The sequence below is a fragment of the Nocardia higoensis genome (assembly GCF_015477835.1).
In the GTDB taxonomy this organism is placed as follows: domain Bacteria; phylum Actinomycetota; class Actinomycetes; order Mycobacteriales; family Mycobacteriaceae; genus Nocardia; species Nocardia higoensis_A.
This window is the reverse complement of the sequence record NZ_JADLQN010000001.1, coordinates 684,613-708,965: the sequence shown is the minus strand read 5'-3', so window position 1 is coordinate 708,965 and position 24,353 is coordinate 684,613. Positions and strand designations below refer to the sequence as shown.

Sequence of the window (24,353 nt, the reverse complement as noted above, 5' to 3'; positions counted from 1 at the left end):
GGCATCCGGACAATCAGCCGACGGGCTCCCCGACGGAGCCGGTCCGGGTCAGGCGATCGCGCGCGTAGGCGATCGCGTCGGGGGTGTGGTCGAAGATCTGGTCGTCGCCGCCCGCGGGGAGAGCGCCGATGGCGGCCAGGCGACGGCGATGATCCTCGCGCAGGCCGGACATGAGCACCGTGATGTGGCGGTGTTCGAGCTTGCCGATGGCGTCGGCGAGGACGAGAGCGCCGGTGGTGTCGAGAGCGGTGATCTGCGACATCCGCAGGATGACGACCTTGACGTCGGCCACCTCGGTCAGTTCCAGCAGGAAGCGGTGGGCGGCGGCGAAGAACAACGGTCCGTCGATGCGGTAGGCCACGATGTGGTCGTGCAGGAGCCGGTGCTCCTCGGCGAGGTGCTCGGTGTCGGCGGCGGGCAGGTCGAGGGGCACCTGCTGCAGCCGTGCCTCTTTGGCGACCGAGCGCAGCGCGAGCGCGATGGCGATCGCGACGCCGACCGCGACGGCGGTGACCAGGTCGGTGGCGACGGTGACACCGAAAGTGATCACCATGATGACCGCGTCACCACGGGAGGCGCGGGCGATCGCGGCCAGCGACGCGGTCTCGACCATCCGCACGGTGGTGGCCAGCAGCACGCCCGCGAGTGCGGCGAGCGGGATGTGGGCGACCAACGGCGCGGCCAGGTAGATGATGGCGGCCAGCACCACGGCGTGGAAGAGCGCGGCCAGCCGGGTGCGCGCGCCCGCGCGGACATTGACGGCGGTCCGGGCGATCGCGCCGGTGGCGGGGACACCACCGAACAGCGGTGCGGCGATATTGGCCAGGCCCTGTCCGAGCAGTTCCCGATCGGGGTCGTGACGGGTGCCGACTGCCATCGAGTCCGCCGCCGTCGCCGACAGCAGCGACTCGAGCGCGGCCAGCGCCGCGACGGCCAGCGCGGGACCGATCAGCGTGCCCAGTTGGTCGAAGGAGACGAATCCGAGGCTGGGCGCGGGCAATCCGGCGGGGATGGTGCCGATCGCCAGCAAATCCAGGTCGAAGACCTGGGCCGCCAGGGTGGCCGCGGCCACCGCGAGCAGGGCCATGGGCAGCCGCCGCAGATAGCGGCCGCCGATGAGCACCGCGGCCGCGACCGCCAGCGCGGTCAGCAGGGAGGTGAGATGCGGGTGGGTGAGGAACTCACGCACCGCGTCGAAGGCGACCTGCCACACCTTCTCGCCCTCGATGTGCTCGATGCCCAGCGCCGCGGGGAACTGCTGCAGTGCGATGACCACGGCGATGCCCGCGGTGAAGCCCTCGATGACCGGAGCGGGCATGTAGCGCACCGCCCGGCCGACGCGGGCGAGGGCCAGCACCACCAGCACGAAGCCTGCCATCAACCCGACGGTCAGCACCCCGCTCGCGCCGTGCTGATGGAAGATCGGCACCAGCACGACGGTCATCGCACCGGTCGGGCCGCTCACCTGGAACCGCGAGCCGCCGAAGACCGCGGCGATCGCACCGGCGATGACCGCGGTGGCCAGGCCCGCGGCCGCGCCCAGACCGGAGCTGATGCCGAAACCGAGCGCCAGCGGCAGGGCGACCAGCGCCACCATGAGGCCGGCCATCAGGTCCGCGCCGGGCGCGCGGACCGCGGGTCGCCACTCCGACCAGGAGGGCAACAGTGCGCGCAGGCTCATCTCCTCGCCGCCAGACGCAATTTCAGCGCGGCAAGCTGTTCGCGCAGTTCCTCGGGCAACCGGTTGCCGCCGATGGTGGCGTACCACTCGTCGATGGACCGGGTCTCGTTCACCCATTCCTCGATGTCGACGGCCAGCGCCTGGGCGGCCAGGTCCCGATCTGTCTCGTCCAGGCCGGACAGGTCCAGCGACTCGACTGTGGGCACATGGCCGATCGGCGTCCACTCGGCCTCGGCCGTGCCGTCCAGACGGTTCAGCGCCCATTCGAGCACGCGCACGTTGTCACCGAAGCCGGGCCACAGGAATTCGCCCTCCGGGCCGCGGCGGAACCAGTTGACCTGGAAGATCTTCGGCAGCTGCGCGCCCTCGCGCTGCGCCATCGACAGCCAGTGCGCGAAGTAGTCGCCGACGTGGTACCCCAGGAACGGCAGCATCGCCATCGGGTCACGCCGCACCACGCCGACCGCGCCGGCGGCCGCGGCGGTGGTCTCCGAGGACAGCACCGAGGCGGTGAACACGCCGTGGTTCCAGTCGAAGGATTCGGCGATCAGCGGGATGGTGGTGGCGCGACGGCCACCGAAGAAGATCGCCGAGATCGGCACGCCTGCCGGGTCGTTCCATTCCGGGGCGACCGAGGGGCACTGCTCGATCGGGGTGCAGTAGCGCGAGTTCGGGTGCGCGGCGGGCGTAGCGGACTGCGGCGTCCAGTCCCGGCCCCGCCAGTCGACGAGGTGCGCGGGCTTGTCGCCGGTCAGGCCCTCCCACCACACGTCGCCGTCGTCGGTGCGGGCGGTATTGGTGAAGATCGAGTTGCCGCGCTCGATGGTGGCGATCGCGTTGGGGTTGGTCTTGGCTCCGGTTCCCGGCGCGACGCCGAAGAAGCCTGCCTCGGGGTTGACCGCGTAGAGCCTGCCGTCGGCGCCGAAACGCATCCAGGCGATGTCGTCGCCGACCGTCTCGGCCTTCCAGCCGGGCAGCGCGGGCTCCAGCATGGCCAGGTTGGTCTTGCCGCAGGACGACGGGAACGCCGCGGCGATGTAGTGCGTCTTGCCCTGCGGAGAGGTCAGTTTCAGGATCAGCATGTGCTCGGCCAGCCAGCCCTCGTCGCGGCCGATGACCGAGGCGATGCGCAGCGCGAAACACTTCTTGCCCAGCAGCGCGTTGCCGCCGTAGCCGGAGCCGTAGCTCCAGATCTCCCTGCGCTCGGGGAAGTGCGAGATGTACTTGGTGGTGTCACATGGCCACGGCACATCGGCCTGGCCTTGTGCCAGCGGGACGCCGACCGAATGCAGGCACTTGACGAAGTCCCTGCCGTCGGCGAGCAGGTCCCACACCGGCGCGCCGGAGCGGGTCATGATCTGCATGGAGACCGCGACGTATTCCGAGTCGGTGATCTGCACGCCGATCTTCGGATCCTCGGCGTCGATCGGGCCCATGCAGTACGCGATCACGTACATGGTGCGACCGGACATCGCCCCGCGGTAGTGCTCGGTCATCACCGTGCGCATGTCGACCGGGTCGACCCAATTGTTGGTCGGGCCCGCGTCGGAGGCGTCTTCCGAGCAGATGAACGTGCGGTCCTCCACCCTGGCCACGTCTTCGGGGTCGGAGACGCACCAGAAGGAGTTCGGCTTGGCGTCGAGCGGCACGAAAGTGCCCTTCTCGACCAGCAGGCCGGTGAGCCGGTCCCATTCCGCGCGCGAGCCGTCGCAGTAGACGATCTCGGCCGGGGCGGTGAGGTCGGCGATCTCCGCCACCCATGCCTGCACCGCCTCGTGTGTGGTCGGCGCAGACACGGTGGCGATGGAATCGGTCATGGCGAATCGCTCCTTCACGAAGATGCAATGTAACTAGTTTAGAAAAGCTGCAATCATAGGGCGTGGGTGCCCCGGCGCGGTTCGAGCGGGAAGGCTAGGCCAACTGCTCGAGCGCTTCGGCCTGCCCCGCGACCACCCCGGTGAGGATGGCGCGCGCGGCGGCCAGGAGTTGAGCGACCTCGGGGGTGGCGAGTTCGTAAGTGACCGAGAGTCCTTCGCGGCGAGCGGTCACCAGGCCGGCGCGGCGCAGGATGGACAACTGCTGCGACAGATTCGCCGCCTCCACGCCGATCTCCGCCAGCATCTCCGATACCGCGTGCTCGCGCTGGCTGAGCAGCTCCAGAACGCGGATACGGACGGGGTGACCGAGGGTCTTGAAGAAGTCGGCTTTCATCTGATAGAGCGGCCTGCTCATTCCGGGCATGTTCGGCCACTTCCTTCGATAGACGGGCGATACCGCACGGATCGCGGACGCTTGTTGCATAGTTTAGCAAACAGCCAATCAGTTGCCGGTGTGCCGCTGGACACATAATGGATCCCAGACCTCGCCCGATGATTGCGATCGGATCAAGTCCGTCGCGGGGAAAGCGAGCCGCGAGTAAGCTGGCAATCAGCCAGCTACCCCCCCGAGCTGGCATGCGATTCGTCCCCCTGCGAGTCGCGACCCGAATCAGGTGCCGCCGGATCTCCCCCCATCCGGCGGCACCTTCCATTTGCGGCGAAAGGTGACGCTCAAGCGGCGGCGGCCAGCTGGTCGAACCAGAGCACGGTCTCCGCGATCGCAGCACGGGCGGTCGCGCCGTGGTCCATCGGGGTCAGGTCGACGCGCTCGACGCGCTCACCACGCAGGGTCTCGAGGCATTCCTCGGTGTTGGTGGCGGCGACGCTGCGGTCGGCGGTGGACACGTACAGGCGGACCGGCGCGTCGGTGGTCCAATCACAGGTGCCGTCGCTGTCGTCCATCGCCTGCAACGCGGGACCGGTCGGTGCCATCGCCCACTCCAGGAAGCGCGGGGTGAGCAGTTCCCCGGGTGTCTCCGGTAGACGGCCCGCGATGTCGAAGACGCCGTGGTATCCGTCGAAGAGTTCTTCGACGTGGTCGTCGTAGGGCGGTAGGAACGCCTCGGAAGGATCGTCGTACACGCGGTAGATCGGGTTCATCGCGGTGATCCAGTAGGAGAGGTAGACCACGGCGGCGCGCGGGCTGACCCCGCCGTCGAGCGCGGCGGGCGTCTGGGCTTCACGGATGTCGTAGGGGCCACTGATGGCCGAGAGGGCGCCGACGGCGAACCCGGTGTCCGGATGGTCGTGCAGTTCGCGGGCGAGTGCGGTGGCGGCGTGGCCGCCCTGGGAGAAGCCGACGATGTAGACCTCGGGGGCGACGGTGTGGCCGCGATCCTCGGCCAGGGCGCGCGCGGCGCGCAGCAGGTCCAGGGAGGCGCTGGCCGCGGTCGGGGCATGGACGTAGGGGTGGCGACCGGGGCCTTCGCCGAGACCGAGATAGTCGGGGGCGACGCCGATGGCGCCGCCCGCGGCGAACGCGATCGTGCGGGCCCGGTCGTTCGCACCACCGACCGAGGGTGCCTCGTCCTTGCGCAGGATGGTGCCGTGTGCGTAGCTGACGATGCTGCGTTCACCCGTATCGGTGTCGGGCAGGACGAGCAGACCGGTTGCCGTCGTCGGCTGCCCGGCGGCGTCGATGGTGCGGTACTCGACGCGGGAGGCTTCGACGCCGTTGCGAACCGGGGCTTCGATGGTGCGATCGGCGAGGAATTCCGTGGTCTCGGCCGCGGTCATGGTCGATATCGGAGTCACCGAGACCACCTCGCCCCGCGACGCCGCCCGCCCCTCACCGCCGTCGGAGCCGCACGCCGCCGACAGCACGAGCAGCACAGCCACGAACACACTCGTCAGCACGCGCCCGCTCGGGCCCGCGAGGGTGGCAGACCGGCAACCGTGGCGCGCGGTGAGGCGACGGTCGGTGCTCATCAACCCACCATAACCGCGTCGCCGAATTGCCTGCCGCACCATCGCCGATAGTGCAGAATCACGCCGATGCTGTCATTGCAGGAGATCTCCGACCGCCTGGAGATCGAAGATCTGATGGTCCGCTACGCCCACGCTATCGACACCCGCCGATGGGATCTGCTGGACGACTTGTTCACCGCCGACGCCCATATCGACTACACCGCGATGGGCGGTCCCGCCGGCGACCTCGCGGCGACCAAGGCGTTCCTGTCGGCCACGCTGCCGCACTTCCCCGCCTTCCAGCACCTCGTCTCGAACTCCTCACTCACCATCGACGGCGACACCGCCACCGGGCGCACCATGTGTCAGAATCCGATGCTGATCGGCGGTCCGGACGGCGCGCAGCAGTTGATGCTGTGCGGGCTGTGGTATCTGGACACCTTCGCCAGGGTCGAGGGCGCGTGGCGGATCCGCACCCGCACCGAGGAGAAGAGCTACATGTTTCTCGCCGCCCAGGTCCCTCGGCAGTAGTCGGTGATCCTCGGCCGCGAGTCGATCAGCCGTGTTCCCGGACCGCCCTGGCCGCCTTGCGGGCGGCCACCAGCACCGGATCCCAGACCGGGGAGAACGGCGGCGCGTAGCCGAGGTCGAGGGCGGTCATCTGCTCGACGGTCATGCCCGCGGTCAGCGCGACCGCGGCGATGTCCACGCGTTTGGCCGCGCCCTCCCTGCCGACGATCTGCACACCGAGCAGCCGCCCGCTGTGGCGTTCGGCGAGCATCTTCACCGTCATCGGCGCGGCGCCGGGGTAGTACCCCGCTCGGCTGGTGGACTCGATGGTCGCCGTCACGAATTGCAGACCGGCGTCACGGGCGTCGCGCTCCCGCAGGCCGGTGCGTGCCACCTCGAGTGCGCAGATCTTGCTGACCGCGGTGCCCACGACCCCGGGGAAGCTCGCGTACCCGCCAGCCAGGCAGGCGCCGATCACCTGACCGTGCTTGTTGGCGTGGGTGCCCAGGGGAATGTGACGGTCGCGCCCGGAGACCAGGTCGCGCACTTCGACGCAGTCACCGCCGGCCCAGATGTCGCTGTGGCCACGCACCCGCATCGACAGATCGGTGAGCAGGCCGCCGTACTCACCCAGCGGTAGGCCCGCGGCGCGGGCCAGCTCGGTGTTCGGGCGCACGCCGAGGCCGAGCACGACGACATCGGCGGGATACTCGGCGTCGGTGGTGGCGACCGCGCGGACCCGGCCGTCGGCGTCGGTACGCACGGCGACGGCTTCGGCGTCGCAGATCACCTCGATGCCGATGCCGCGCATGGCCTCGGCCACCTTCGCGCCCATCTCCGGGTCGAGGGTGGACATGGGCGCGGAACCGCGGTCGAGCACCCGCACCTGGTAGCCGCGCTGGATCAGCGCCTCGGCCATCTCCACACCGATGTAGCCCGCGCCGATGACGACCGCGCGACCGCCCTCGGTGCGCCCGAGAGTGTCGATGAGCGCCTGACCGTCGTCGAGGGTCTGTACGCCGTGCACGCCCTCGGCGTCGATGCCGGGAAGATCGGGCCGGATCGGTCGCGCGCCGGTGGCGATGACGAGTTTGTCGTAGCCGGTCCAGAATTCCTCGCCGGTGTCGCGCGCGTGGACGCGCACCCGCTTGCCCGGCACATCGAGTTCGATCACCTCGGTGTGCAGGCGCAGGTCGATGTCGCGCGCGCGATGCTCCTGCGGCGTGCGCGCGATCAGGTCGTCGCGGCTGTCGACGAGCCCACCGACCCAATACGGGATGCCGCACGCGGAGTAGGAGGTGAAGCCGCCGGATTCGAAGACCGTGATGCGCAGTGCTCGCGCGTCGAGGTGGCGGCGGGCCTGGGACGCGGCGGCCATTCCGGTCGCGTCCGCCCCGATGACGACCAGGTGTTCGCTCATGTCCGTCACGCTACGGTGTCGTCGTGTACAGGTTGTGCGACGACCCGTCCGGTGCGTTGATTCTCCGGTTCGCGGGGATCGGTCCGCCCCTGCGCCCACGCGTGGCGGGCGCAGGGCCGGTTCGGGTCAGGAGAGCGGGGTGGGAGCGCAGTGCGTGATGTGCTGGCCGGAACGGGAGTGTGCCTGCTCGTGGCGGCGGTACTCGCCTTCGTGTTCGCGGGCACCTGGCATACGACACGGCCGCCGCAGGCGCGCGGCACGGCAGGCAGGCTGATGATCGACACCGGACTCGGGCTCACCGCGGCGGGGTTGATCGTCGCGGTCGCCGGGCTGGTGCCGGTTCGCTCCGCGGGTTCCCCGGAGACGCTGCCCGCGGCGACCACCGTGCCCGCGTCCTCGACCCCGAATCCGCGACCGGGCGGCGCCACCGCGGGGGCCACCGTGACCCCCGCTGTCCCGCCGCCATGAGATCCCGTCGGCGGGCTTCGCACCGTTCCGGTCACGATTCGCGGCCCGTCGGCGGCGCGGCGCGCGAATTCGATACCCCGGAAGTCAGGTTGCCTCGTCCGGACCCTCCCGCGAGGGCCCGCCGGAAGTTACGTTGTGGATGTGAGTTTCGAGTATGTGGTCGTGCCGGTCGGCGCGATCCGCACGCCCGGGGAAATCCCGGACTATCTACGGGCGCAGGCCGGTAGACCCCTCGACGACGATCTCCGTCTGGTCGTCGTCGCCGGATTGCAGGCCTGGAACTCGGCGGTGCAGGCTTCGCGCCCGCACGCCGGGGTCAGAATCGAGGCGGCCGGGTACGCGGTGCGGGTGACCTCCGCGGACCGGGGCGACCGGCCCCGGGTGCCGGGCGCACTGGACAACGCCGCCGCGCCGGTGCGGCAGCTGCTGCAGGATCTGATCACCGGATTCGACTACGAGCTCTATGACGCGCGCCCCTACAGCAGCGGCCCGGCGCCCGAACAGAGCGTGGAACATCGCGAAGTGGATGTCGACATCGGTGGCGAGCACACCTACTCGTCGATGACCGAGCGGGAGATCCACACCTGGGTGCCGAACCTGGACACCCTGGCGGCGACGCCGTTCCTCATCGTCGGCAAGCCGCACGACGAGCAGACCTTCATCCAGACCTACCGCAATTCCGCGGTCGACTACACCCTCGAGATCCACGACAGCCGCCGGCGCGACCACTATTTCGCGACCACGGTCTCGGATCCGGCGATCGTCGCGCGGCTGATCTGGGAGTGGGCGGGCGACGACTGGTCGACCCTGCAACGCGTGGATTGGCGGCACACCCCGAAATGAGCAGGACCGTCGTCGTGCGCCCGGCACGCACCGCGCCTGCCCGATTCGCACGCCGTGGGATCGTCGCGCCACCCCGGCGGGCGCCGAGTACGCTCATGCCGCCGCGCCCTTGCGGGAGGCGGTGCGCAGATTCGGGCGCGAAGCGGAAGGCCTGCACATGAACGAGCCGTATTCCCCCTGGCATCAGCGGAATCCGGCAGGCGAACAGCCTTTGGCGGCCCGCTACACCGGTTCGGAGCCGATCCTGTGGAACGGCAGCATGGTCTACCCGATGTACACCGATCGCATCGGAACCGAGCCGATCCTGCTGTACATGACGCTGCTGTCGCAGGCTCCGCCCGCGGGACTGCGCGGGCACGGTCTCGGACTGTCGGTACTGCACGGCTACATCGAGCTCGAGGGCCACAAACTCACCGGGGTCGACATCTGGAGCGATGCGCTCGCTCGCGGCGTGACCGTGGAACTCGTACCGACCGGAGCGAACGCGGTGTTCTCGCTGACCCCGGTCTGGGTGGACCAGACCGGCGCGCACCGGAGCTGGACCGGCAATTACGGGATGCTCGTGGAGGACATTCCCAACGACATCGTCGCGCTGTGGTGCAGTCTGGGCGAGGGCCCGCCGAACTTCGCCAACCTGGTCGTCGGCGTCGGCATCGCTCCGGTCCGGCCGGGCACGCGGGAGTCCGGCCGGACCGCCACCGATCCGGGCGAGACGCCCGCGGCCACCGCATCCCTCGACTCCCCCGCAGAGTCCGGCGAGCGGCCCGACCAGACGACCGGCGAGAGCCCGGACGCTTCGGAATGGATATCACCCGAGGCCTACGCCGAACCCGCGCCCGCCGAACCGGCGTACGCGGACACCCCGTATGCCGACAGCGCCTACACCGACGACCGGCTCACCGACAGCAGGGTGCCCAAGGAGCGGCAGGTCCGCCGTGGCGAAACCACGCCGCCGACCGAGCCGACTCCGCCGTTCGTCGACGAGAACGCGACCATGACGATGAAGTACACCCCGCCGCCGTGGGGTGCGGCGCCCGCCCGGCCCGAGCCACGTCCCGCGTCCGAACCCGCCCCGGCCCGGCTCACGGACCCGCGGCCCGAACCGGTATGGGAGGCGCCGCCCGAACCTGCCCATGGAGGGCATGCGGCCGCCTCCCCGGAGCCTGCCGGGCTGCCCGAGCCGATTCCTTCGCTGCCGACTTCCTCGCTGTCGATTCCCTCGTTCGACGAGCTGTGGGAATCCGCGGGTTCCTCCACGACCGATGCGACCGAAACCGCCCCGGAACCGGCGTGGGAAAGTGCGCCGGCCCCGGCGGCCGACCCTGTCCGGACGCATGAGGTGGCGTGGGCGAGCACCTCGGCTTCCGTTGCCGAGATCGCACCGGAGTCGGAGCAGGCGTGGTCAAGTACGACCGACACCGCAGCCGAACCCGCCCCGGCGCACGGAACGGCGCAGGCCGACGACCCCGGGGCCGCCTACCGCAATGCGCTCTACGATCTGGGTACGGGCATGTACGACCGGGGGGAGGAAGAGCAGGCGTGCGGTCTGTGGGCCCAGGCGGCCGAGGCGGGACACGCGGGAGCCGCTCACGACCTGGCGGTGCTGTTGTTCCGGCGTGGTGAGCACACCGCCGCCGAGGGGTGGTGGCGGGTCGCGGCCCAGCACGGCGAATCCCGTTCGATGGCCCTGCTGGCCGAACTCCTCGACCGTCGCGGCGACTCCACCGAAGCCGCGCGGTGGCGGGTCAGGGCGGCCGAAACGGACCGGGCCCTCCATTCCTGAGGCGCCGACCGCTCCCCCGACGAGAACGGCAGCCGATCAGGGGATCGCACTCCTGACCCGTCGGCCGAAAATTCGGTGGATCGGGCGGCGTGACCGGCGATACGGTGTGGCGCATGGGCACTTTGTCGACTCCGGCGTGTGCGGTGCGCGCCTTCTTCATCCGGTTGCGCGCGACTGCCCGGCCTGCGCCGGCGCACCGCACCGCCACGGGAATCATCAGCTGACCGGTCACCGACCGGGCGCCCCACGGCGCTGACCATCATCGAGCCGACCGCTACGCGCGGCGTCTCGTCGTGCTCCGGCATGGGTCCGGGCGAATCACCTTCCTGATTCGGCAACTCCTGACAAGGACACCCATGTCCCGCCACCGTCATTCGTCGCGTGCTGCCCACTCCAGGGGCGAGGCGCGCAAACGCTTCTCCCAGAACTTCCTCGCCGACGCGGCCGCCGCGCGCACGATCGTGCGCGCATCCGGTATCGCCGCCGGTGACCTGGTGCTCGAGATCGGGCCGGGAGACGGCATGCTCACCGGGCAACTGCTCGGTGTGGCGCGCCGCGTGCTCGCCTACGAGATCGATCCCCGCTATGCCGCCGCCTTACGGGCACGCTATGCAGGTGATGACCGAATCCGTTGTCACCACGCGGATTTCCGCGATATCCGGGCTCCCGCCGAGCCGTTCGCGGTGGTCGCCAACATCCCGTTCGCGGCGAGCACCGACATCCTGCGTTGGTGTCTCGCCGCTCGCGCGCTGACCTCGGCGACGCTGCTCACCCAACAGGAGTTCGCCCGCAAATACTCCGGCGACTACCGGCGGTGGACGAAACTGACTGTCACCCACTGGCCGACAGTGCGGATGAGCATCGGCCCACGTATCGATCGGAACCGGTTCCGGCCGGTACCCCGCGTCGATGCCGCGGTCCTGCATCTGCACAGGCGCGCGCGGCCGCTGCTGCCGAGCCGGGATATCGCACGGTATCGGCAGCTCGTCGACATCGGTTTCCTCGGCATCGGCGGATCGCTGGCGGCCTCGCTGGCCACGCAACTGCCCGCACGGCGGGTGCGCGCGGCGTGCGCGCGGGCCGCCGTCGCGGTGGACGCGCCGGTCGGCTCGGTATCAGCGGACAGCTGGATCGCGCTGTACCGAGCACTGTCGTGAGCCGGGCCCCACGCTCGAGGTGAGCTCCGCGCGTGCGGGCGGCGCGGGCGTGAAACGCGCGGCGGGCCGGGCAGCCCTTTCGAGCTGCCCGGCCCGCCAGGTGCTGGTCGCGACTCACACAGGCGTGAAGTCGCGGCTTCCGATGTAGGTCGGCCGCGGAGCCGCCGCCGCGTACGGCTGCACCAGGGTGTTCTCGACGCTGTTGAACACCAGGAAGATGTTCGAGCGCGGGAAGGGAGTGATGTTCGAGGCGGATCCGTGCATGATGTTCGAGTCGAACAGCAGCGCCGAGCCGGCCGCGCCGGTGAACTGCCGGATGCCGTGGCGCTCGGCCAGCACGGTGATGTCCTCGGTGGTCGGCACTCCGATCTCCTGCTCGCGCAACGACTGCCGGTAATGCCCCTCGGGAGTGGCTCCGATACACGGCACGAAGGTGCGGTGCGAGCCGGGCATCACCATGAGGCTGCCGTTGAACGGGTAGTTGTCGGTCATGGCGATCGACAGGCTCACCGCGCGCGGGGCCGGCATGCCGTCCTCGGCGTGCCAGGTCTCGAAGTCCGAGTGCCAGTAGAAGCCGCTGCCGCGGAAACCCGGCATGTAGTTGATCCGGGTCTGGTGCAGGTAGACCTCGGAACCGAGAACCTGCCGCGCCAACCCGGCGATGCGGGTCTCGCGGACGAGATCGGCCACCGCGGCGCTGAGCTCGTGCACCTCGAAGACCGAACGCACCCGGTTCGATGCCTTCTCCCGGATCACCCGGTCGTCATCGGCCAGCGCCGGGTCGACCATGAGCCGCTCGATCTCGGCGCGGAACTCGGCCACCTCGCCCGGGTTCAGCAGGGCGTCCATGACCGCGAAACCGTCGCGTTCATAGGTCGCCAGCCCGGCACCGCGGACCTCGCCCCACACGGTCGGGTCACGCCGCGGGATGTGCGGCGCGGTCTCGGCCGTGCGGGTGGGATACCGATCCATGCGTTCCATCGAATCAGAATCTCGATCGATGGTCTGCTGCAACACTCCAGTCGCTCCTCTCAGCCGGCCTGCACCGCGACCAGCGGATAGACCCCGTTCTCGTCGTGAACTTCCTGCCCGGTCACCGGCGGGTTGAACACGCACATCATCCGCATCCGCGTGTGCGCCTCCAGCCGATGCTTCTCGTGACCGTCGAGCAGGTACATGCTGCCGGGCCCTAGGGCGTACACCTGGTCGTTGTCCAGATCGGTCAGCGTGCCCTCGCCCTCGATCAGCCACACCGCCTCGATGTGGTTCTGGTAATGGAACACGTGGGTGGTGCCTTCGGCGATGGTGGTCTCGTGGAAGGAGAACCCGACGCCGTCGCCGCCGAGGACAATGCGTTTGCTCCGCCAGCCCTCGCCGGCGACATCGCGGTCGGTGCCGGTGATCTCGGCGGTGGTGCGAACGATCATCCCCGCACTCCCGTCGTGGTGGCCGGGCGATCCCACCCGGTGCACACCGAGTCGATCGCGCCGGTGAGGATCGTCAGGCCCTCGTCCAGCTCCTCGTCGGTGATGGTCAGCGGCGGAAGCAGTTTCACCACCTCGTCGCTGGACCCGGAGGTCTCCACCAGCAGACCGCGCTCGAACGCGACCTGGCACACCTTGCCCGCTTGCGAGGGGTCCTCGAAGGCGACGCCGTGCACCAGACCGCGGCCGCGACTGGACAGGCCTGGGAAGTGACCGGCGACATCGGCGAGTTCAGCGGCGATGCGCTCGCCCTTCGCCTTGGTCGAGGCCTCCAGCGCGCCGTCGGACCAGAAGTGCTCGAGTGCGACTTGCGCGGTGACGAACGACGGATTGTTGCCGCGGAAGGTGCCGTTGTGCTCGCCCGGCGACCACTGGTCGAGCTCGGACTTGAACAGCACCAGCGCCATCGGCAGGCCGTAGCCGCCGATCGACTTCGACAGTGTCACGATGTCGGGGGTGATGCCCGCGATCTCGAAAGAGAAGAACGGGCCGGTCCGCCCGCAACCCATCTGCACGTCGTCGACGATCAGCAGGATCTCACGCTCCTGGCAGAGCTCGGCCAGGTGCCGCAGCCACTCGGCGCGCGCCACATTGACACCGCCCTCGCCCTGTACGGTCTCCACGATCACCGCGGCCGGGCGGTCGAAGCCCGAGGAGGTGTCGTCGAGGACGCGCTCCATCCACTGGAAGTCGGCGGTGGTGTTGTCGAAGTAGCCGTCGTAGGGCATGTGCGCGGCGTGCACCAGCGGAACTCCCGCGCCCGCGCGTTTGGCGGCGTTTCCGGTGACCGACAGTGCGCCCAGCGTCATGCCGTGGAAGGCGTTGGTGAAGCTGAGGATGGTCTCCCGGCCGGTCACCTTGCGGGCCAGTTTGAGCGCTGCCTCGACCGCGTTGGCGCCGGTCGGGCCGGGGAACTGCACCTTGTAGTCCAGTCCGCGCGGGGCGAACAGGGTGTCGCGCAGCGTCTCGAGCAACGTGCGCTTGGCCGCGGTGGACATGTCCAGGCCGTGGGTGATGCCGTCGCTTGCGATGTAGTCCAGCAGCGGTTGCTTGAGCACGGGGTTGTTGTGCCCGTAGTTCAGCGCGCCCGCACCAGCGAAGAAGTCCAGGAAGTCCTTGCCCTCCTCGTCGCGCAGCCACGCGCCCTGGGCGGTGGTGAACACCGTCGGCCAGGAGCGGCAGTAGCCGCGCACATTGGACTCCAGCGACTCGAAAATGGTCGTATCCGCGCTGATCATCGAATCTCCTTGGTGATAGGCGAAATTTCGTAGAGTTCTTCGGCTGCGTGCTCGTCGGGGAACGCGTCGGCTTCGAACAAGGGGCGCTTGGTGAATTCCGCGCCTCGGCGCCTGGCGACGGCGGCGAACATCGCGATCGAGGCAGGATTATCGGGCGAAATGGTGGTTTCCAGCGCGGTGACGCCGTGCGGGGCGACGCGGTCGAGTAAGTTCTCGATCATCGCCGTGCCGGTGCCGCGTCCGCGCTGACTCGCCGAAACCGCCACCTGCCAGACGAATACCGTGTCGGGGCGTTCGGGGCGCAGGTAACCGGTGACGAAACCGACGATCTTGCCGTCGACCTCGGCGACCACGGTGGTGCCGGGAAAATCGCGACACCACAGCAGGTAGGCGTAACTCGAATTGGTGTCCAGTACCCGGGATTCCTTGGCGATCCGCCAGATATCCGGTGCGTCCCCGATCCTGGGGGTCCGCAGCAGTGCGGTGCCGACACGGTCGGACACTTCCCACGGTGGTGTCACCGGCCGCGGCCGGGCGGCGGTGACGACACCGCGGGACGGTGCGGCATGTGCGGACTCCGTGTCGTCCGGAAGGGTGGTGTCCGAAATCGTGGCGTATGTGGACAAGGTTTGCGGTGACATACAACTCCCAAAGTGGTCTGTCTACCTGTCCAGCTTCACCAACCAATTTTGCGGTGAATTGGTCGATCTCTTTGCGATTTCATTACGAATAGGTTTCGTAGCCCCGGGCCCGCGTAGCCAAACGTGACATCACACACAACACTCGGGACCCAAAATGATGTTTATCTCGGCAGATCGAGTCGATAGCCGAGACCGCGCACCGTGACGACGATTCGCGGGTCCGAGGGATCGATTTCGATCTTGGTGCGCAGCCGACGCATATGGACGTCGACGATGCGTTCGTCGCCGAAGAAGTTCTCGTCCCAGACCTTTTCCAGCAATTGCGCGCGGCTGAGCACGCGCCCGGGTACATCGGCGAGCTCGCACAGCAGGCGGAACTCGGTGAGTGTCAGCTTGATCTCCTCGTCGCCACGCCGGACAAGGCCCCCCTCGCGGTCGAGCAGCAGAGGCGCTTCCGCATCGGTGTCGAGGGCGATCTCGCGGGGCGCGTCGCGTTCGGCCGCGAGCCGTGCCCGTCTGCGCAGCGCCCGCATCCGGGCGGAGATCTCCTTGATCTCGAAGGGCTTGGTGACGAAATCGTCGGCCCCCGCTTCGAGTGCGGCGACGACATCGTGGGTGTCGTCGCGGGAACTGATGACGATGATCGGCACATCGTGGTCGCGGCGGATCTCACGGATGCATTCGAAGCCGTCCATGTCGCCGAGCATCAATTCGACGATCATCACGTCGGGTGCGCCGTTGTTGCGCAGGCGGGTCAGCGCGTCTTCCGCTTCGTGCGCCTCCGAGACGTCGTAGCCTTCGTCCTCCAGCGCCGTCCGCAGTTCTCGGCGGATGCGGTCGTCGTCGTCCACGATCATCAAGTTCGCGCTCAAAACCCTCATCCCTCGCAATCAGTCGGAAGCGGGAGTCGGAAACGTCCGCTTCCGGCAAACATGCCGATCTATCGGTTACCCTGAGCGACCGATCGGTAAACTCTGTTTGCTGGGATGTGGTGCGCGTCGCTGTTACTCGATCACACCAGGCGCGGCGGCGAGTAGCTCCGCGACCAGTCGAAATCGATGGACGTGCGGTAGCCGCCGGCCTGGAAGTCGTACGGCTCCTGAGCGGTCTCGACGGACTCGGTGAGGGTGCGGACAATGTGCCAGCCGAACCCGTTCCGGGCCACGGGGTCCTTCGACGCCGTCAGCCCTCGCACCCGGACCGTCATCCGATCCTGGCCGTAATCGAGTTCGCAGTCCAGCTCGGATCCCGGCACAGCGTCCAGGACGAGCGCGGTGGCCACCTCGTCGAGGGCCAATCTGATATCGGCGACCTCGTCTATCGCGAAGTCGGCGATATGTCCTACCGTCTCCGCCAGCGCCCGCAACATGGTGAGCTGCTCAGGGCGTGCGGGGACCCGAACCCCTATGGTTGTCGCCGCCGTCGTCGGCTGTCGCCACGCCCGATCCCCCATATCCATCGCCACCTCGTTCGCATCGCTGCCATCCGTCCGTCTACGGCCTGCGGGGTCGGACGATGTCTCGACCACCGGTGACCGGTCCACGCTCGGAGGGCGCGTACCCGGCGCCCACGGCCGCCAAACAGTGCCACGGCGGCTACCTGAGGGGCTGGAGAGTCAGAGGGCGAGTGCGTCGTGCATCGACGGGTAGCGGTGGAATCGGCAGCGCACGCCCGTGAGCTCCAGGGAACGCTCGACTTCCGGGCGTCCGGTGACGACCCGGACGTCGACACCTCGCCGGGCGGCCGGGGCCTGGACCTCGCCCAGCGCGGCGGCGGCGCGCAAACTCAGGAACAACGTGGCACGCAGGTCCACCACGACGGCGTTGCAGTCGGAGTGGACGGCGTTGTCGAGTGCCTGACGGAAACGATGCTGGGCGAGCGCGTCCAGCTCACCTTCGATCCGCACCACCACACAACGGTGACCACGGTCGACGAACTGGGCGCAGGGACACAGAACACCGGGCATGTTCGCCTCGGTGTCGCGGGGGTGGATGGTGAGCGTGACATCGACTGCCATGGAAGAACCTCCCTGGATCTGCTCCAGATCGGTGCGGCTGGGTCTGACTGGGGTCGCGCGAACTGTCTACAGTCTGGCACGCCGGGGCAACCCTGTCACCGGGAGGGGTTGACCCCGGCAATCGACCGGCGTAGACCGGGGTAATCCCCCTCGCACGAGTTCACGGGCGCACCGAGAGGAGCTCGTCATGACTGCCCACGTTCCCTGGCCACAAGGGCCGCCCTATCCCGACCACGGAAACTTTCCCGACCACTTCCGCACCATGCGGTCGCATGCCGGCGAAGCTTTCGAGGACACCAGGAACTGGCCGGGCCTGTTCCTGGTCGGCCTCGGGATCGTCACCGTCGGGCTCACCATGACCGCGGCCGGCTACGGATTCGAGGGCTGGGCGTTGGTCGGCGGGATCTCCGTCGCTGTCCTCATGATCCTCGGGATCGGACTGATCGTTCTCGAGCACCGCCGGATGCGCAGGATCTCCGCCGAGCAGACCGGCTTCGACGACCGCGGTCACTGACCGGTCCCGGTACCCGGCCGGTCTCCGGGCTTCCGGTCGTCCCCACCCGCCTCCGCGTCAGGAGATCGGCGCGAGGGCGACGGTGATGTTGTCGTTGCCGCCGCTTCGTACGGCGAAGTCGGCCAGGTCGCGTGCCGCGGTCATCGGGTCGTCGGCCGCGGCCAACGCCGCCAGCTGGTCCGCGTCGGGCCGGTAGTTCCACAGGCCGTCGCTGCACAGCAGCAGACGGCCCGATGTCCGGGCACGGAAGGTGCGCACCGCACGGTCGGACCACGGTCGTTCGTCGGTGTCCGCGCCGAGCCAGCGCAACAGGGTGTGCGCGCGAGGATCGTTCATGGCGGCCTGTTCGTCCATCGCGCCCGCGTCGACGAGTGCCTGCGCCCAGGAATCGTCGACGGTCAGCCGCTGCGACGGGAGGTAGGTCGGGTCCTCGCCGATCGGTTCGGCGGCCAGCCAGTAGGCGCGGCTGTCGCCGACATTGGCCACCGTGACATCGACCGCCCCGCCGCCCGCGCCGCGCACGATCGCCGAGACGTAGGTGCACGAGGGCGCGTTGCGCTCCTCGTTGGGAATCGCGCGGACCGCGTCGGAAGCCGCGACCAGCCCGGCGAGTGCGGCTTCGGTGGCGGGCTGCCCCTGCTCGAGCGCGCGCAAGCATGCCTGGACACCTGCGCGCACCGCGGATCCGGAGGCGGCCTGCGGATCCGAGGAGGTGGACACCCCGTCGCAGACCACCATGACCGTGGTGTGCGGGCCGTGTTCGCCTTCCATGACGGCCGCGGCGACGGCGTCCTCGTTGCGCGCGTGCGAGATACCCCGATCGGTGACCAGGCAGACCGCGCCCAGGTCGGCCTCGAACCGGTCGGCGGGCGCGTCGGCCAGCGGCAGCGCGACTCGCTTGCCGGTCAGATCCGCGCCACAGGACGGGCAGATCGCCGTGCCGGTGTGGTTCTCGGCGCCGCAGTCCGGACAGCGCGGGCCGGTGCCGCGCACCGTGCGCTCGGTACGGATTTCGACGGTGGGCGCGGCCGCCTCGCGGGTGATCTCCACCGTCGGCGATTCGGCGGTGGAGGACCGCTCCGGTGGTGCCGGGCTTTCGATGGGCATGGTGGGAGCTTCGGCGGGATCTCGGGGCAGATCGCGGTTCACAGCGTGTTCCTCGGGCGGGTAGCGGCGGCACGGACGACCGGCAGGTCGGGCCTACAGCGTTCCAGACGCGGGCGAGGTGCGCCCCGTTTGCCCGTCATACCGAAGTTCGTGTCTCCCGGCGTCTCCCGCACCCCGTCCCCCTTCGTCTCCAACCGGCGCAGTCGTTCCCGCGATCGTACGACAACCGACCGAGTGCACCCGCATCCGTCAGTCGCGCAGTACGCCCGGCTTGTCGACGTAGCGCTGCATGGCCTGGTTCAGGCCCTGCATGGCGAGGTTGTAGGCGGGCGGGAAGTACCGCTGCACCCAGTGCCCGATGCGGATGTCGCTGGAGGTGTAGACGAGATACCTGTCGCGCTCCACCCCGCGCACCACCGATTTCGCGGCCGCCTCCGGGCTGACGGCATGACGCAGGAACAGCTTCATGCCCCGTCGCATCGCCGCGGATTCCCGGTCCACACCGGCGATCTCGAGCCGATCGACCATCGGCGTGCTCATCGCGCCCGGACACACCAGGCTGACACCGATGCGATGCCTGCGCAGATCGAAGCGCAGGACCTCCGACACGCCTCGCAGGCCGAATTTGCCCGCACTGTAGGGCGCGTGCCACGGCAGGCCGAACAGCCCGGCCGCGGAGGACACATTGACCAGATGACCGCCGCGCCCGGCCGCGATCATGGGCGGCACGAACGCCTCGATGACGTGGATGGGCCCCATCAGATCGATGTCGATGGTGCGCCGCCACTGCTCGTGGGAAAGGCGCTCGACCGTGCCCCAGGTGGCGATGCCCGCCACGTTCATCACGATGTCCACACTGCCGACCCCACCCCTGCCGAGTTGGGTGTGCACCCGCTCGGCGAACGCGACGACGGCGTCGTGGTCGGTGAGATCGACCGCCTCGGCCACGTGCACCGTGGCTCCGCTCGCGCGCAGTTCCTCGGCGGTACGCTCGAGACCGGCGCCGTCGATGTCGGTGAGAACCAGCGACGCGCCCTTGGCCGCGGCCGCCTCGGCGGTGCTGCGGCCGAGCCCGCCGGCGGCCCCCGTGATCAGGCAGATCTTGCCGTCGAACTTGGTCATGCGTCGACCATAGTATTCACGAACATTATTGTCTATAAATCCCCTGCGCTCTGCTCGATCAGCGCAGCAAGCGGATCCAACGACGGGTGTCGGCGGGATCGATCACGTCGTCGATCTCGAACACCGTCGCCGCGGTGAGCGCTCTGCCATTGGCGTAGGCCGCGGCCACCAGACTGTCGAAGGCCTTCGCTCGCTCGGCGGGGTCGGCGATCGCCGCCAGTTCCTTGGCAAATCCCAGTCGCACCGCTCCCTCCAAGCCCATGCCGCCGATCTCGCCGGTCGGCCAGGAGACGATGAACCGCGGTGAGCGGAACGAGCCGGCGGCCATCGCCTGCGCCCCGAGCCCGTAGCCCTTGCGCAGCACGACGGTCCCCCACGGAACCCGCATATTGGCGGCGTCGATGAACAACCTGCTGAACTTGGTCACCGTCGCATGCTTCTCGGCCTCTGGACCGACCATGAATCCCGGTGTGTCGCACAGCGATACGATCGGCAGCCCGTGCGCGTCGCACAGCGCGAGGAAGGCGCTGAGTTTGTCGGCGGCGGGGGCGTCGACGGCGCCGCCGAGATGGTGGCAATCGTTGGCGATCAACCCGAACGGCCTGCCCTCCACCCGCACGAGCGCGGTGACGATGCCGACTCCCCAGTCGCGGCGCAGTTCCAGCACCGAACCGACGTCGACGACGGATTCGATGGCGGCGCGGATGTCGAAGGCGTGCAACCTGTTCTCCGGCACCACATGCCTCGCCGTCCGCGGGTCCGGAGCCTCCCACCGCTCGATGTCACCCTGGAAGTAGGCTAGGTAGCGGCGGGCGATCGCGACCGCGTCGGCTTCGTCCTCGGCGACCACATGGACCACGCCGTTGCGCCGCTGCACCTCGACGGGCCCGATGTCCTCGGGCCGGAACACCCCGAGCCCGCCGCCTTCGATCATGGCCGGGCCACCCATACCGATGTTGGCCTCCGGGGTCGCGATCACCACGTCGCACATGCCCAGCAGCGCGGCATTGCCCGCGAAGCAGCGGCCGGAGACGATGCCGATCAGCGGCACATGCCCCGACAGCGCGCCCATCGCCCGGAAGGTGGTCACGTCCAGACCCGAGATGCCCGAGTAGTCGGTGTCGCCCGGACGGCCGCCGCCGCCTTCGGTGAAGAACACCACCGGCAACCGCTGCTCATGGGCGATCTCGAGCATGCGGTCGGACTTGGCGTGATTGCGGATGCCCTGCGTGCCCGCCAGCACGGTGTAGTCATAGGACAGCACCACCGCGCGGGCGGCGCGCTCACCGAACCGGTCGGCGTTGATGGTGGCGACGCCGGTGATCAGGCCGTCGGCGGGGGTGTTGGCGATGAGATCCTCGGGACTGCGGCGCAGGCGCTGCGCGGCGACGGCCAGACCCCCGTATTCGACGAAACTGTCCGCGTCGACCAGGTCGTCGATGTTCTCCCGGGCGGTGCGCCTGCCCGACCGGCGCCGTTTCGCGACGGCCTCGGGGCGGGCCTCGTCCGACACGCCGCGCTGCCGGTCGACAACCTCACGCAGATCGGCCCGGACGACGTCGAGATCCACCGCGGCGACATCGGTCGCGGCGATGTCGTGGTCGGCGGGCGTCCACACCAGCAGCGCGGCCTGCGGATCCACGACGTTGCCGGGCTCGACGAGCGTGCGCAGCACCCGCAGCGGCTGTTCGGCGCGCAGGACGTGCTGCATCTTCATGGCCTCGAGCACGGCCACCTGCGCGCCCGCGGGTACGAGAGCGCCCGGTTCGGCCACACCCACCACCGTGGCACCCATCGGCGTGGTGAAGGCGACCTCGTCCGGACCGAGCCGCAGGTCGGCCGGCCCGGCGGCCGCGGCCACCGCGGCCGCCGGTGTCGCCTCCGAGACGAATTTCTCGGCAGCGCGCGCGAATTCGTCGATATGGCGTTCGAACCAGCCGGTGTCGACCGGTTCGGCCCCGGCGAGCGCGGCCACCGCGGCCCGCAGCACCTGCGTGTTAGTGCCCACACCGGCGACGACGGTCTCGGCGAGCGCGTCGGCGCACCGCCGCAACGCCCCGTCCAGGCGATCCGCGCGCACGACGATCTTGGCGAGCAGCGAGTCGAAATGCACGGTGTGCCGCATCCCGGGGAAGACGGCGGTGTCGACCCGCACGCCCGCACCGGTCGGTGTGTCGAAACGGGTCAGCACCCCCGAACTGGGCAGCACCTGTCCCCCCGCCTCCACGACCTCGGCGTTCACCCGCGCCTGCACCGCGTACCCGCGCGGGGTGGTGTCGGGCAGTTCGAGTCGAGCCAGGCTACCGCCGGCGGCCACGTCGAATTGGACGCCCACCAGGTCCAGCCCGGTGGTCTCCTCGGTCACGGTGTGCTCGACCTGCAGACGGGGGTTCACCTCCAGGAACCACGCCTGCTCGCCGCGCACCACGAATTCCACGGTGACCACGCCCCGGCACCGCACCGCCTCGACGATGTCGGTGGCCGCGCGGTGCAGCCGGGCGCGCAATTGGTCACCGAGCGCGGGGGCAGGCGCGATCTCCACCAGTTTCTGTCTGCGCCGTTGCACGCTGCAGTCGCGATCGCCCACCGCGCGCGCGTGCCGCCCGTCGCCGATCACCTGGATTTCGATGTGGCGGGCACCGGTGACCAAGGCTTCGGCGAAGACGCGATCGTCGCCGAAGGCGGCACGGGCTTCGTCACGGCAGTGGGCGAAGGCGTCGGCGAGTTCGCCCGCTTCGCGCACCTCACGCATCCCCCGCCCGCCGCCGCCCGCCGCGGCCTTGATCATCACGCCGTGTGGATTGGCCGCCAGCAATGCGGACACGGAGTCGAGATCCGCGCCGACCGGCGTCCCGGGCAGCACCGGCAGGCCCGCGCGTTCGGCGGCCGCGCGAGCGGCCACCTTGTCGCCGAACATGGCCAGGACGTCGGGATCGGGTCCGACGAAGACGAGCCCGGCCGCGGCGCAGGCGCGCGCGAAATCGGCGTTCTCGCTGAGGAATCCGTACCCCGGGTGCACCAGCGCACCCGGTCCCGCCGTCGCGGCGGCTGCCACGACGGCGGGGATGTCGAGGTAGGCCGGCACGCCTTCGCCGGGCAACTCCACGGCCTCGTCGGCGAGGCGGACCTGCGGTGCGTCGCGTTCGGCCCCGGTGTGCACGACGAGCGTGCGATACCCCCGCGCCCGGGCGGTCCGCACGATCCGGACCGCGATCTCGCCTCTGTTCACCACGACCACACGCATGCGGTCAGTGTCGCGGATGTCTCGCAGCCCGGCCCGGCGGGGTCGGGCGAAGGTCTGACCCGCCGGATAGGGTCGAGGCGTGAGCTGGACCGTCGGTTTCGACCTCGATATGACACTCATCGACTCCCGGCCCGGGGTGGCCAGGGCGGTCGATGTCGTCGCCGGAGAATTCTCCCTGCCTGTTCGCGGGGCCGATGTGGTGGACAAGCTCGGCCCGCCGATGCCGATGCTGCTCGCCGAGGCAGGCCTGGATGCCGCACTCGTGCCCGCCTTCATCACCCGCTATCGCGAGTTCTATCCGTCGGTGGTGGCCGAGATGCCCGCACTGCCCGGCGCGGAGGCCGCGCTGGCCGCCGTCGCCGAACGCGGCGGTCGGGTACTGGTGGTGACGGGCAAGCACACGCCGTTCGCGCACCTGCACCTGGATCATCTCGGCTGGCGGGTCGACGCGGTCGTCGGCGATCTGTGGGCCGGGGCGAAGTCCACGGCGCTGCGTGAGCACGCGGCGGATGTGTTCGTCGGCGATCATGCCGGGGACATGCGTGGCGCGAAGGGCGCCGACGCGCTGGCCGTGGGTGTCACCACCGGCCCGTGCGGCGCCGACGAACTACGTGCCGCCGGCGCCGACGTGATACTCGCCGATCTCACCGATTTCCCGGCCTGGCTGGCCGCGCAGGCCGTCGCCTGATCGCCGCGCGCAGCCCGGTGCGGCGGCGGTGCCCCTCCCGCACTGTCGCGGTGATCGCTCGCGCCGAGGTGGCGCTCGGACTCATCGACTGCGACGGCTCGGCCGCGACGACCGACCCGCGCGACAGCGTGCGCCCCAGCGCATTCGCCTGTCGCTCCACACGTTCGGCACCGACCAGCACCTCCGGCCGATGATGGCCGATCGCGCCGACGACCGCCTGCACCCGCACCGGCAACGCCCGCACCGGCACCCGCGGACAGGCTCGCACGGACCCGCCGCGCAGCACGATCTCGAGCACCCGTTCGCGACCGTCCCTGCTCACCCGGACATGATCGACACTGCTCCAGGCGATCCGGCCGAACGACAGATGCTCGATCGCCTCGTCACCGATCACCAGTTCCGGTCTGCGCCGCCATACCGCCCACGCCATCTCGCACGCGATCGGCGCGAACAACACCGTGCCCACCGCACCCGCGAGCACCGCGACTCCACTCACCGCCGCGATCAGGCTCACCATCGCGACGACACCACAACACACCAGCGCCTCGGGGGTCGCGCCGGTCGACCGGTACACCGTGTCCGGACGCCGTGAACTCCCCTTCTCCGAATCCATTCGAGCGATCCTAGCGGCGCTCGACGCCCAGACAAGGT

At 69.5% G+C, this 24,353-nt stretch carries 23 protein-coding genes; 7 read left to right on the top strand and 16 right to left on the bottom strand.

Translation table 11 applies throughout. From position 1 onward, the window contains the following. Positions 1-13 precede the first annotated feature (13 nt). From IU449_RS03165 to IU449_RS03150, 4 genes are all read right to left on the bottom strand, one after another. Positions 14-1,681 carry a SulP family inorganic anion transporter gene (locus IU449_RS03165; RefSeq protein WP_195000449.1) on the bottom strand — a complete coding sequence of 556 codons (1,668 nt, stop codon included), beginning with the start codon at positions 1,679-1,681 and terminating at the stop codon, positions 14-16. After that, positions 1,678-3,498, bottom strand: coding sequence for a phosphoenolpyruvate carboxykinase (GTP) (locus IU449_RS03160; RefSeq protein WP_195000448.1), 1,821 nt, complete (start codon positions 3,496-3,498; stop codon positions 1,678-1,680). Before IU449_RS03160 ends, IU449_RS03165 begins: the two co-directional genes overlap by 4 nt. Positions 3,499-3,592: 94 nt before the next feature. Then, positions 3,593-3,922 carry an ArsR/SmtB family transcription factor gene (locus tag IU449_RS03155; RefSeq protein ID WP_195000447.1) on the bottom strand — a complete coding sequence of 110 codons (330 nt, stop codon included), beginning with the start codon at positions 3,920-3,922 and terminating at the stop codon, positions 3,593-3,595. Between the two features lie 308 nt (positions 3,923-4,230). Then, the gene (locus tag IU449_RS03150) at positions 4,231-5,487 is read right to left on the bottom strand and encodes an alpha/beta hydrolase family protein (protein WP_195000446.1); all 1,257 of its coding nucleotides are present in this window, start codon (positions 5,485-5,487) and stop codon (positions 4,231-4,233) included. Between the two features lie 66 nt (positions 5,488-5,553). On the opposite strand from IU449_RS03150, the gene IU449_RS03145 reads away from it, so the two are divergent. Continuing rightward, entirely contained in the window at positions 5,554-5,997 is a 444-nt protein-coding gene (locus tag IU449_RS03145) for a nuclear transport factor 2 family protein (RefSeq protein ID WP_195000445.1), read from the top strand. Between the two features lie 25 nt (positions 5,998-6,022). Here the strand turns inward: IU449_RS03145 and IU449_RS03140 are convergent, their stop codons facing one another. Continuing rightward, positions 6,023-7,396 (bottom strand): FAD-dependent oxidoreductase, encoded by a 1,374-nt coding sequence (locus tag IU449_RS03140; RefSeq protein ID WP_195000444.1) that lies wholly within the window; start codon positions 7,394-7,396, stop codon positions 6,023-6,025. Between the two features lie 150 nt (positions 7,397-7,546). Between IU449_RS03140 and IU449_RS03135 the strand changes: the two genes are divergently transcribed. The 4 genes from IU449_RS03135 to erm all read left to right on the top strand — a co-directional run bounded on the left by IU449_RS03135 (position 7,547) and on the right by erm (position 11,647). Next, on the top strand, positions 7,547-7,864 hold the full coding sequence (locus tag IU449_RS03135) for a hypothetical protein (protein WP_195000443.1): 318 nt from the start codon (positions 7,547-7,549) through the stop codon (positions 7,862-7,864). 141 nt (positions 7,865-8,005) lie between these two features. Beyond that, positions 8,006-8,707, top strand: a complete 702-nt coding sequence (locus tag IU449_RS03130) for a hypothetical protein (protein ID WP_195000442.1) — start codon at positions 8,006-8,008, stop codon at positions 8,705-8,707. A gap of 157 nt (positions 8,708-8,864) precedes the next feature. Then, positions 8,865-10,490, top strand: coding sequence for a hypothetical protein (locus tag IU449_RS03125; protein WP_195000441.1), 1,626 nt, complete (start codon positions 8,865-8,867; stop codon positions 10,488-10,490). A gap of 356 nt (positions 10,491-10,846) precedes the next feature. Next, positions 10,847-11,647: a 23S ribosomal RNA methyltransferase Erm gene (erm, locus tag IU449_RS03120; protein WP_195000440.1), complete on the top strand. Its 801-nt coding sequence runs from the start codon at positions 10,847-10,849 to the stop codon at positions 11,645-11,647. A gap of 114 nt (positions 11,648-11,761) precedes the next feature. Here erm and thpD read toward each other — a convergent pair whose 3' ends face one another. The 7 genes from thpD to IU449_RS03085 all read right to left on the bottom strand — a co-directional run bounded on the left by thpD (position 11,762) and on the right by IU449_RS03085 (position 17,027). Beyond that, complete coding sequence (gene thpD / locus IU449_RS03115; RefSeq protein ID WP_195000439.1) at positions 11,762-12,628, bottom strand: ectoine hydroxylase; 867 nt, start codon at positions 12,626-12,628, stop codon at positions 11,762-11,764. A gap of 50 nt (positions 12,629-12,678) precedes the next feature. Beyond that, positions 12,679-13,074, bottom strand: coding sequence for an ectoine synthase (locus IU449_RS03110; protein ID WP_195000438.1), 396 nt, complete (start codon positions 13,072-13,074; stop codon positions 12,679-12,681). Continuing rightward, positions 13,071-14,369 carry a diaminobutyrate--2-oxoglutarate transaminase gene (gene ectB / locus IU449_RS03105; RefSeq protein ID WP_195000437.1) on the bottom strand — a complete coding sequence of 433 codons (1,299 nt, stop codon included), beginning with the start codon at positions 14,367-14,369 and terminating at the stop codon, positions 13,071-13,073. Before ectB ends, IU449_RS03110 begins: the two co-directional genes overlap by 4 nt. Further along, complete coding sequence (ectA, locus tag IU449_RS03100; RefSeq protein WP_324188064.1) at positions 14,366-14,872, bottom strand: diaminobutyrate acetyltransferase; 507 nt, start codon at positions 14,870-14,872, stop codon at positions 14,366-14,368. The genes ectB and ectA overlap by 4 nt, the downstream gene beginning before the upstream one ends. A gap of 299 nt (positions 14,873-15,171) precedes the next feature. After that, positions 15,172-15,882 carry a response regulator transcription factor gene (locus tag IU449_RS03095; protein WP_195000435.1) on the bottom strand — a complete coding sequence of 237 codons (711 nt, stop codon included), beginning with the start codon at positions 15,880-15,882 and terminating at the stop codon, positions 15,172-15,174. Positions 15,883-16,022: 140 nt separating this feature from the next. Continuing rightward, positions 16,023-16,469: an ATP-binding protein gene (locus tag IU449_RS03090; protein ID WP_228803656.1), complete on the bottom strand. Its 447-nt coding sequence runs from the start codon at positions 16,467-16,469 to the stop codon at positions 16,023-16,025. 156 nt (positions 16,470-16,625) lie between these two features. Further along, the gene (locus tag IU449_RS03085; RefSeq protein ID WP_195000434.1) at positions 16,626-17,027 is read right to left on the bottom strand and encodes an STAS domain-containing protein; all 402 of its coding nucleotides are present in this window, start codon (positions 17,025-17,027) and stop codon (positions 16,626-16,628) included. Positions 17,028-17,214: 187 nt separating this feature from the next. On the opposite strand from IU449_RS03085, the gene IU449_RS03080 reads away from it, so the two are divergent. Continuing rightward, the gene (locus tag IU449_RS03080) at positions 17,215-17,541 is read left to right on the top strand and encodes a hypothetical protein (protein ID WP_195000433.1); all 327 of its coding nucleotides are present in this window, start codon (positions 17,215-17,217) and stop codon (positions 17,539-17,541) included. 57 nt (positions 17,542-17,598) lie between these two features. Here IU449_RS03080 and IU449_RS03075 read toward each other — a convergent pair whose 3' ends face one another. The 3 genes from IU449_RS03075 to IU449_RS03065 form a co-directional block, all read right to left on the bottom strand. Then, positions 17,599-18,690 (bottom strand): PP2C family serine/threonine-protein phosphatase, encoded by a 1,092-nt coding sequence (locus tag IU449_RS03075; RefSeq protein ID WP_195000432.1) that lies wholly within the window; start codon positions 18,688-18,690, stop codon positions 17,599-17,601. Positions 18,691-18,897: 207 nt separating this feature from the next. Beyond that, on the bottom strand, positions 18,898-19,770 hold the full coding sequence (locus IU449_RS03070; protein WP_195000431.1) for an SDR family oxidoreductase: 873 nt from the start codon (positions 19,768-19,770) through the stop codon (positions 18,898-18,900). A gap of 58 nt (positions 19,771-19,828) precedes the next feature. After that, positions 19,829-23,014: an acetyl-CoA carboxylase family protein gene (locus tag IU449_RS03065; RefSeq protein ID WP_195000430.1), complete on the bottom strand. Its 3,186-nt coding sequence runs from the start codon at positions 23,012-23,014 to the stop codon at positions 19,829-19,831. A gap of 79 nt (positions 23,015-23,093) precedes the next feature. Here IU449_RS03065 and IU449_RS03060 point away from each other — a divergent pair, with 79 nt between their 5' ends. Next, positions 23,094-23,702 (top strand): HAD family hydrolase, encoded by a 609-nt coding sequence (locus IU449_RS03060; RefSeq protein ID WP_195000429.1) that lies wholly within the window; start codon positions 23,094-23,096, stop codon positions 23,700-23,702. On the opposite strand, the gene IU449_RS03055 is transcribed toward IU449_RS03060, so the two are convergent. Then, complete coding sequence (locus tag IU449_RS03055; protein ID WP_195000428.1) at positions 23,659-24,315, bottom strand: hypothetical protein; 657 nt, start codon at positions 24,313-24,315, stop codon at positions 23,659-23,661. The two genes, IU449_RS03060 and IU449_RS03055, sit on opposite strands and share 44 nt — an antisense overlap. Positions 24,316-24,353 lie beyond the last annotated feature (38 nt).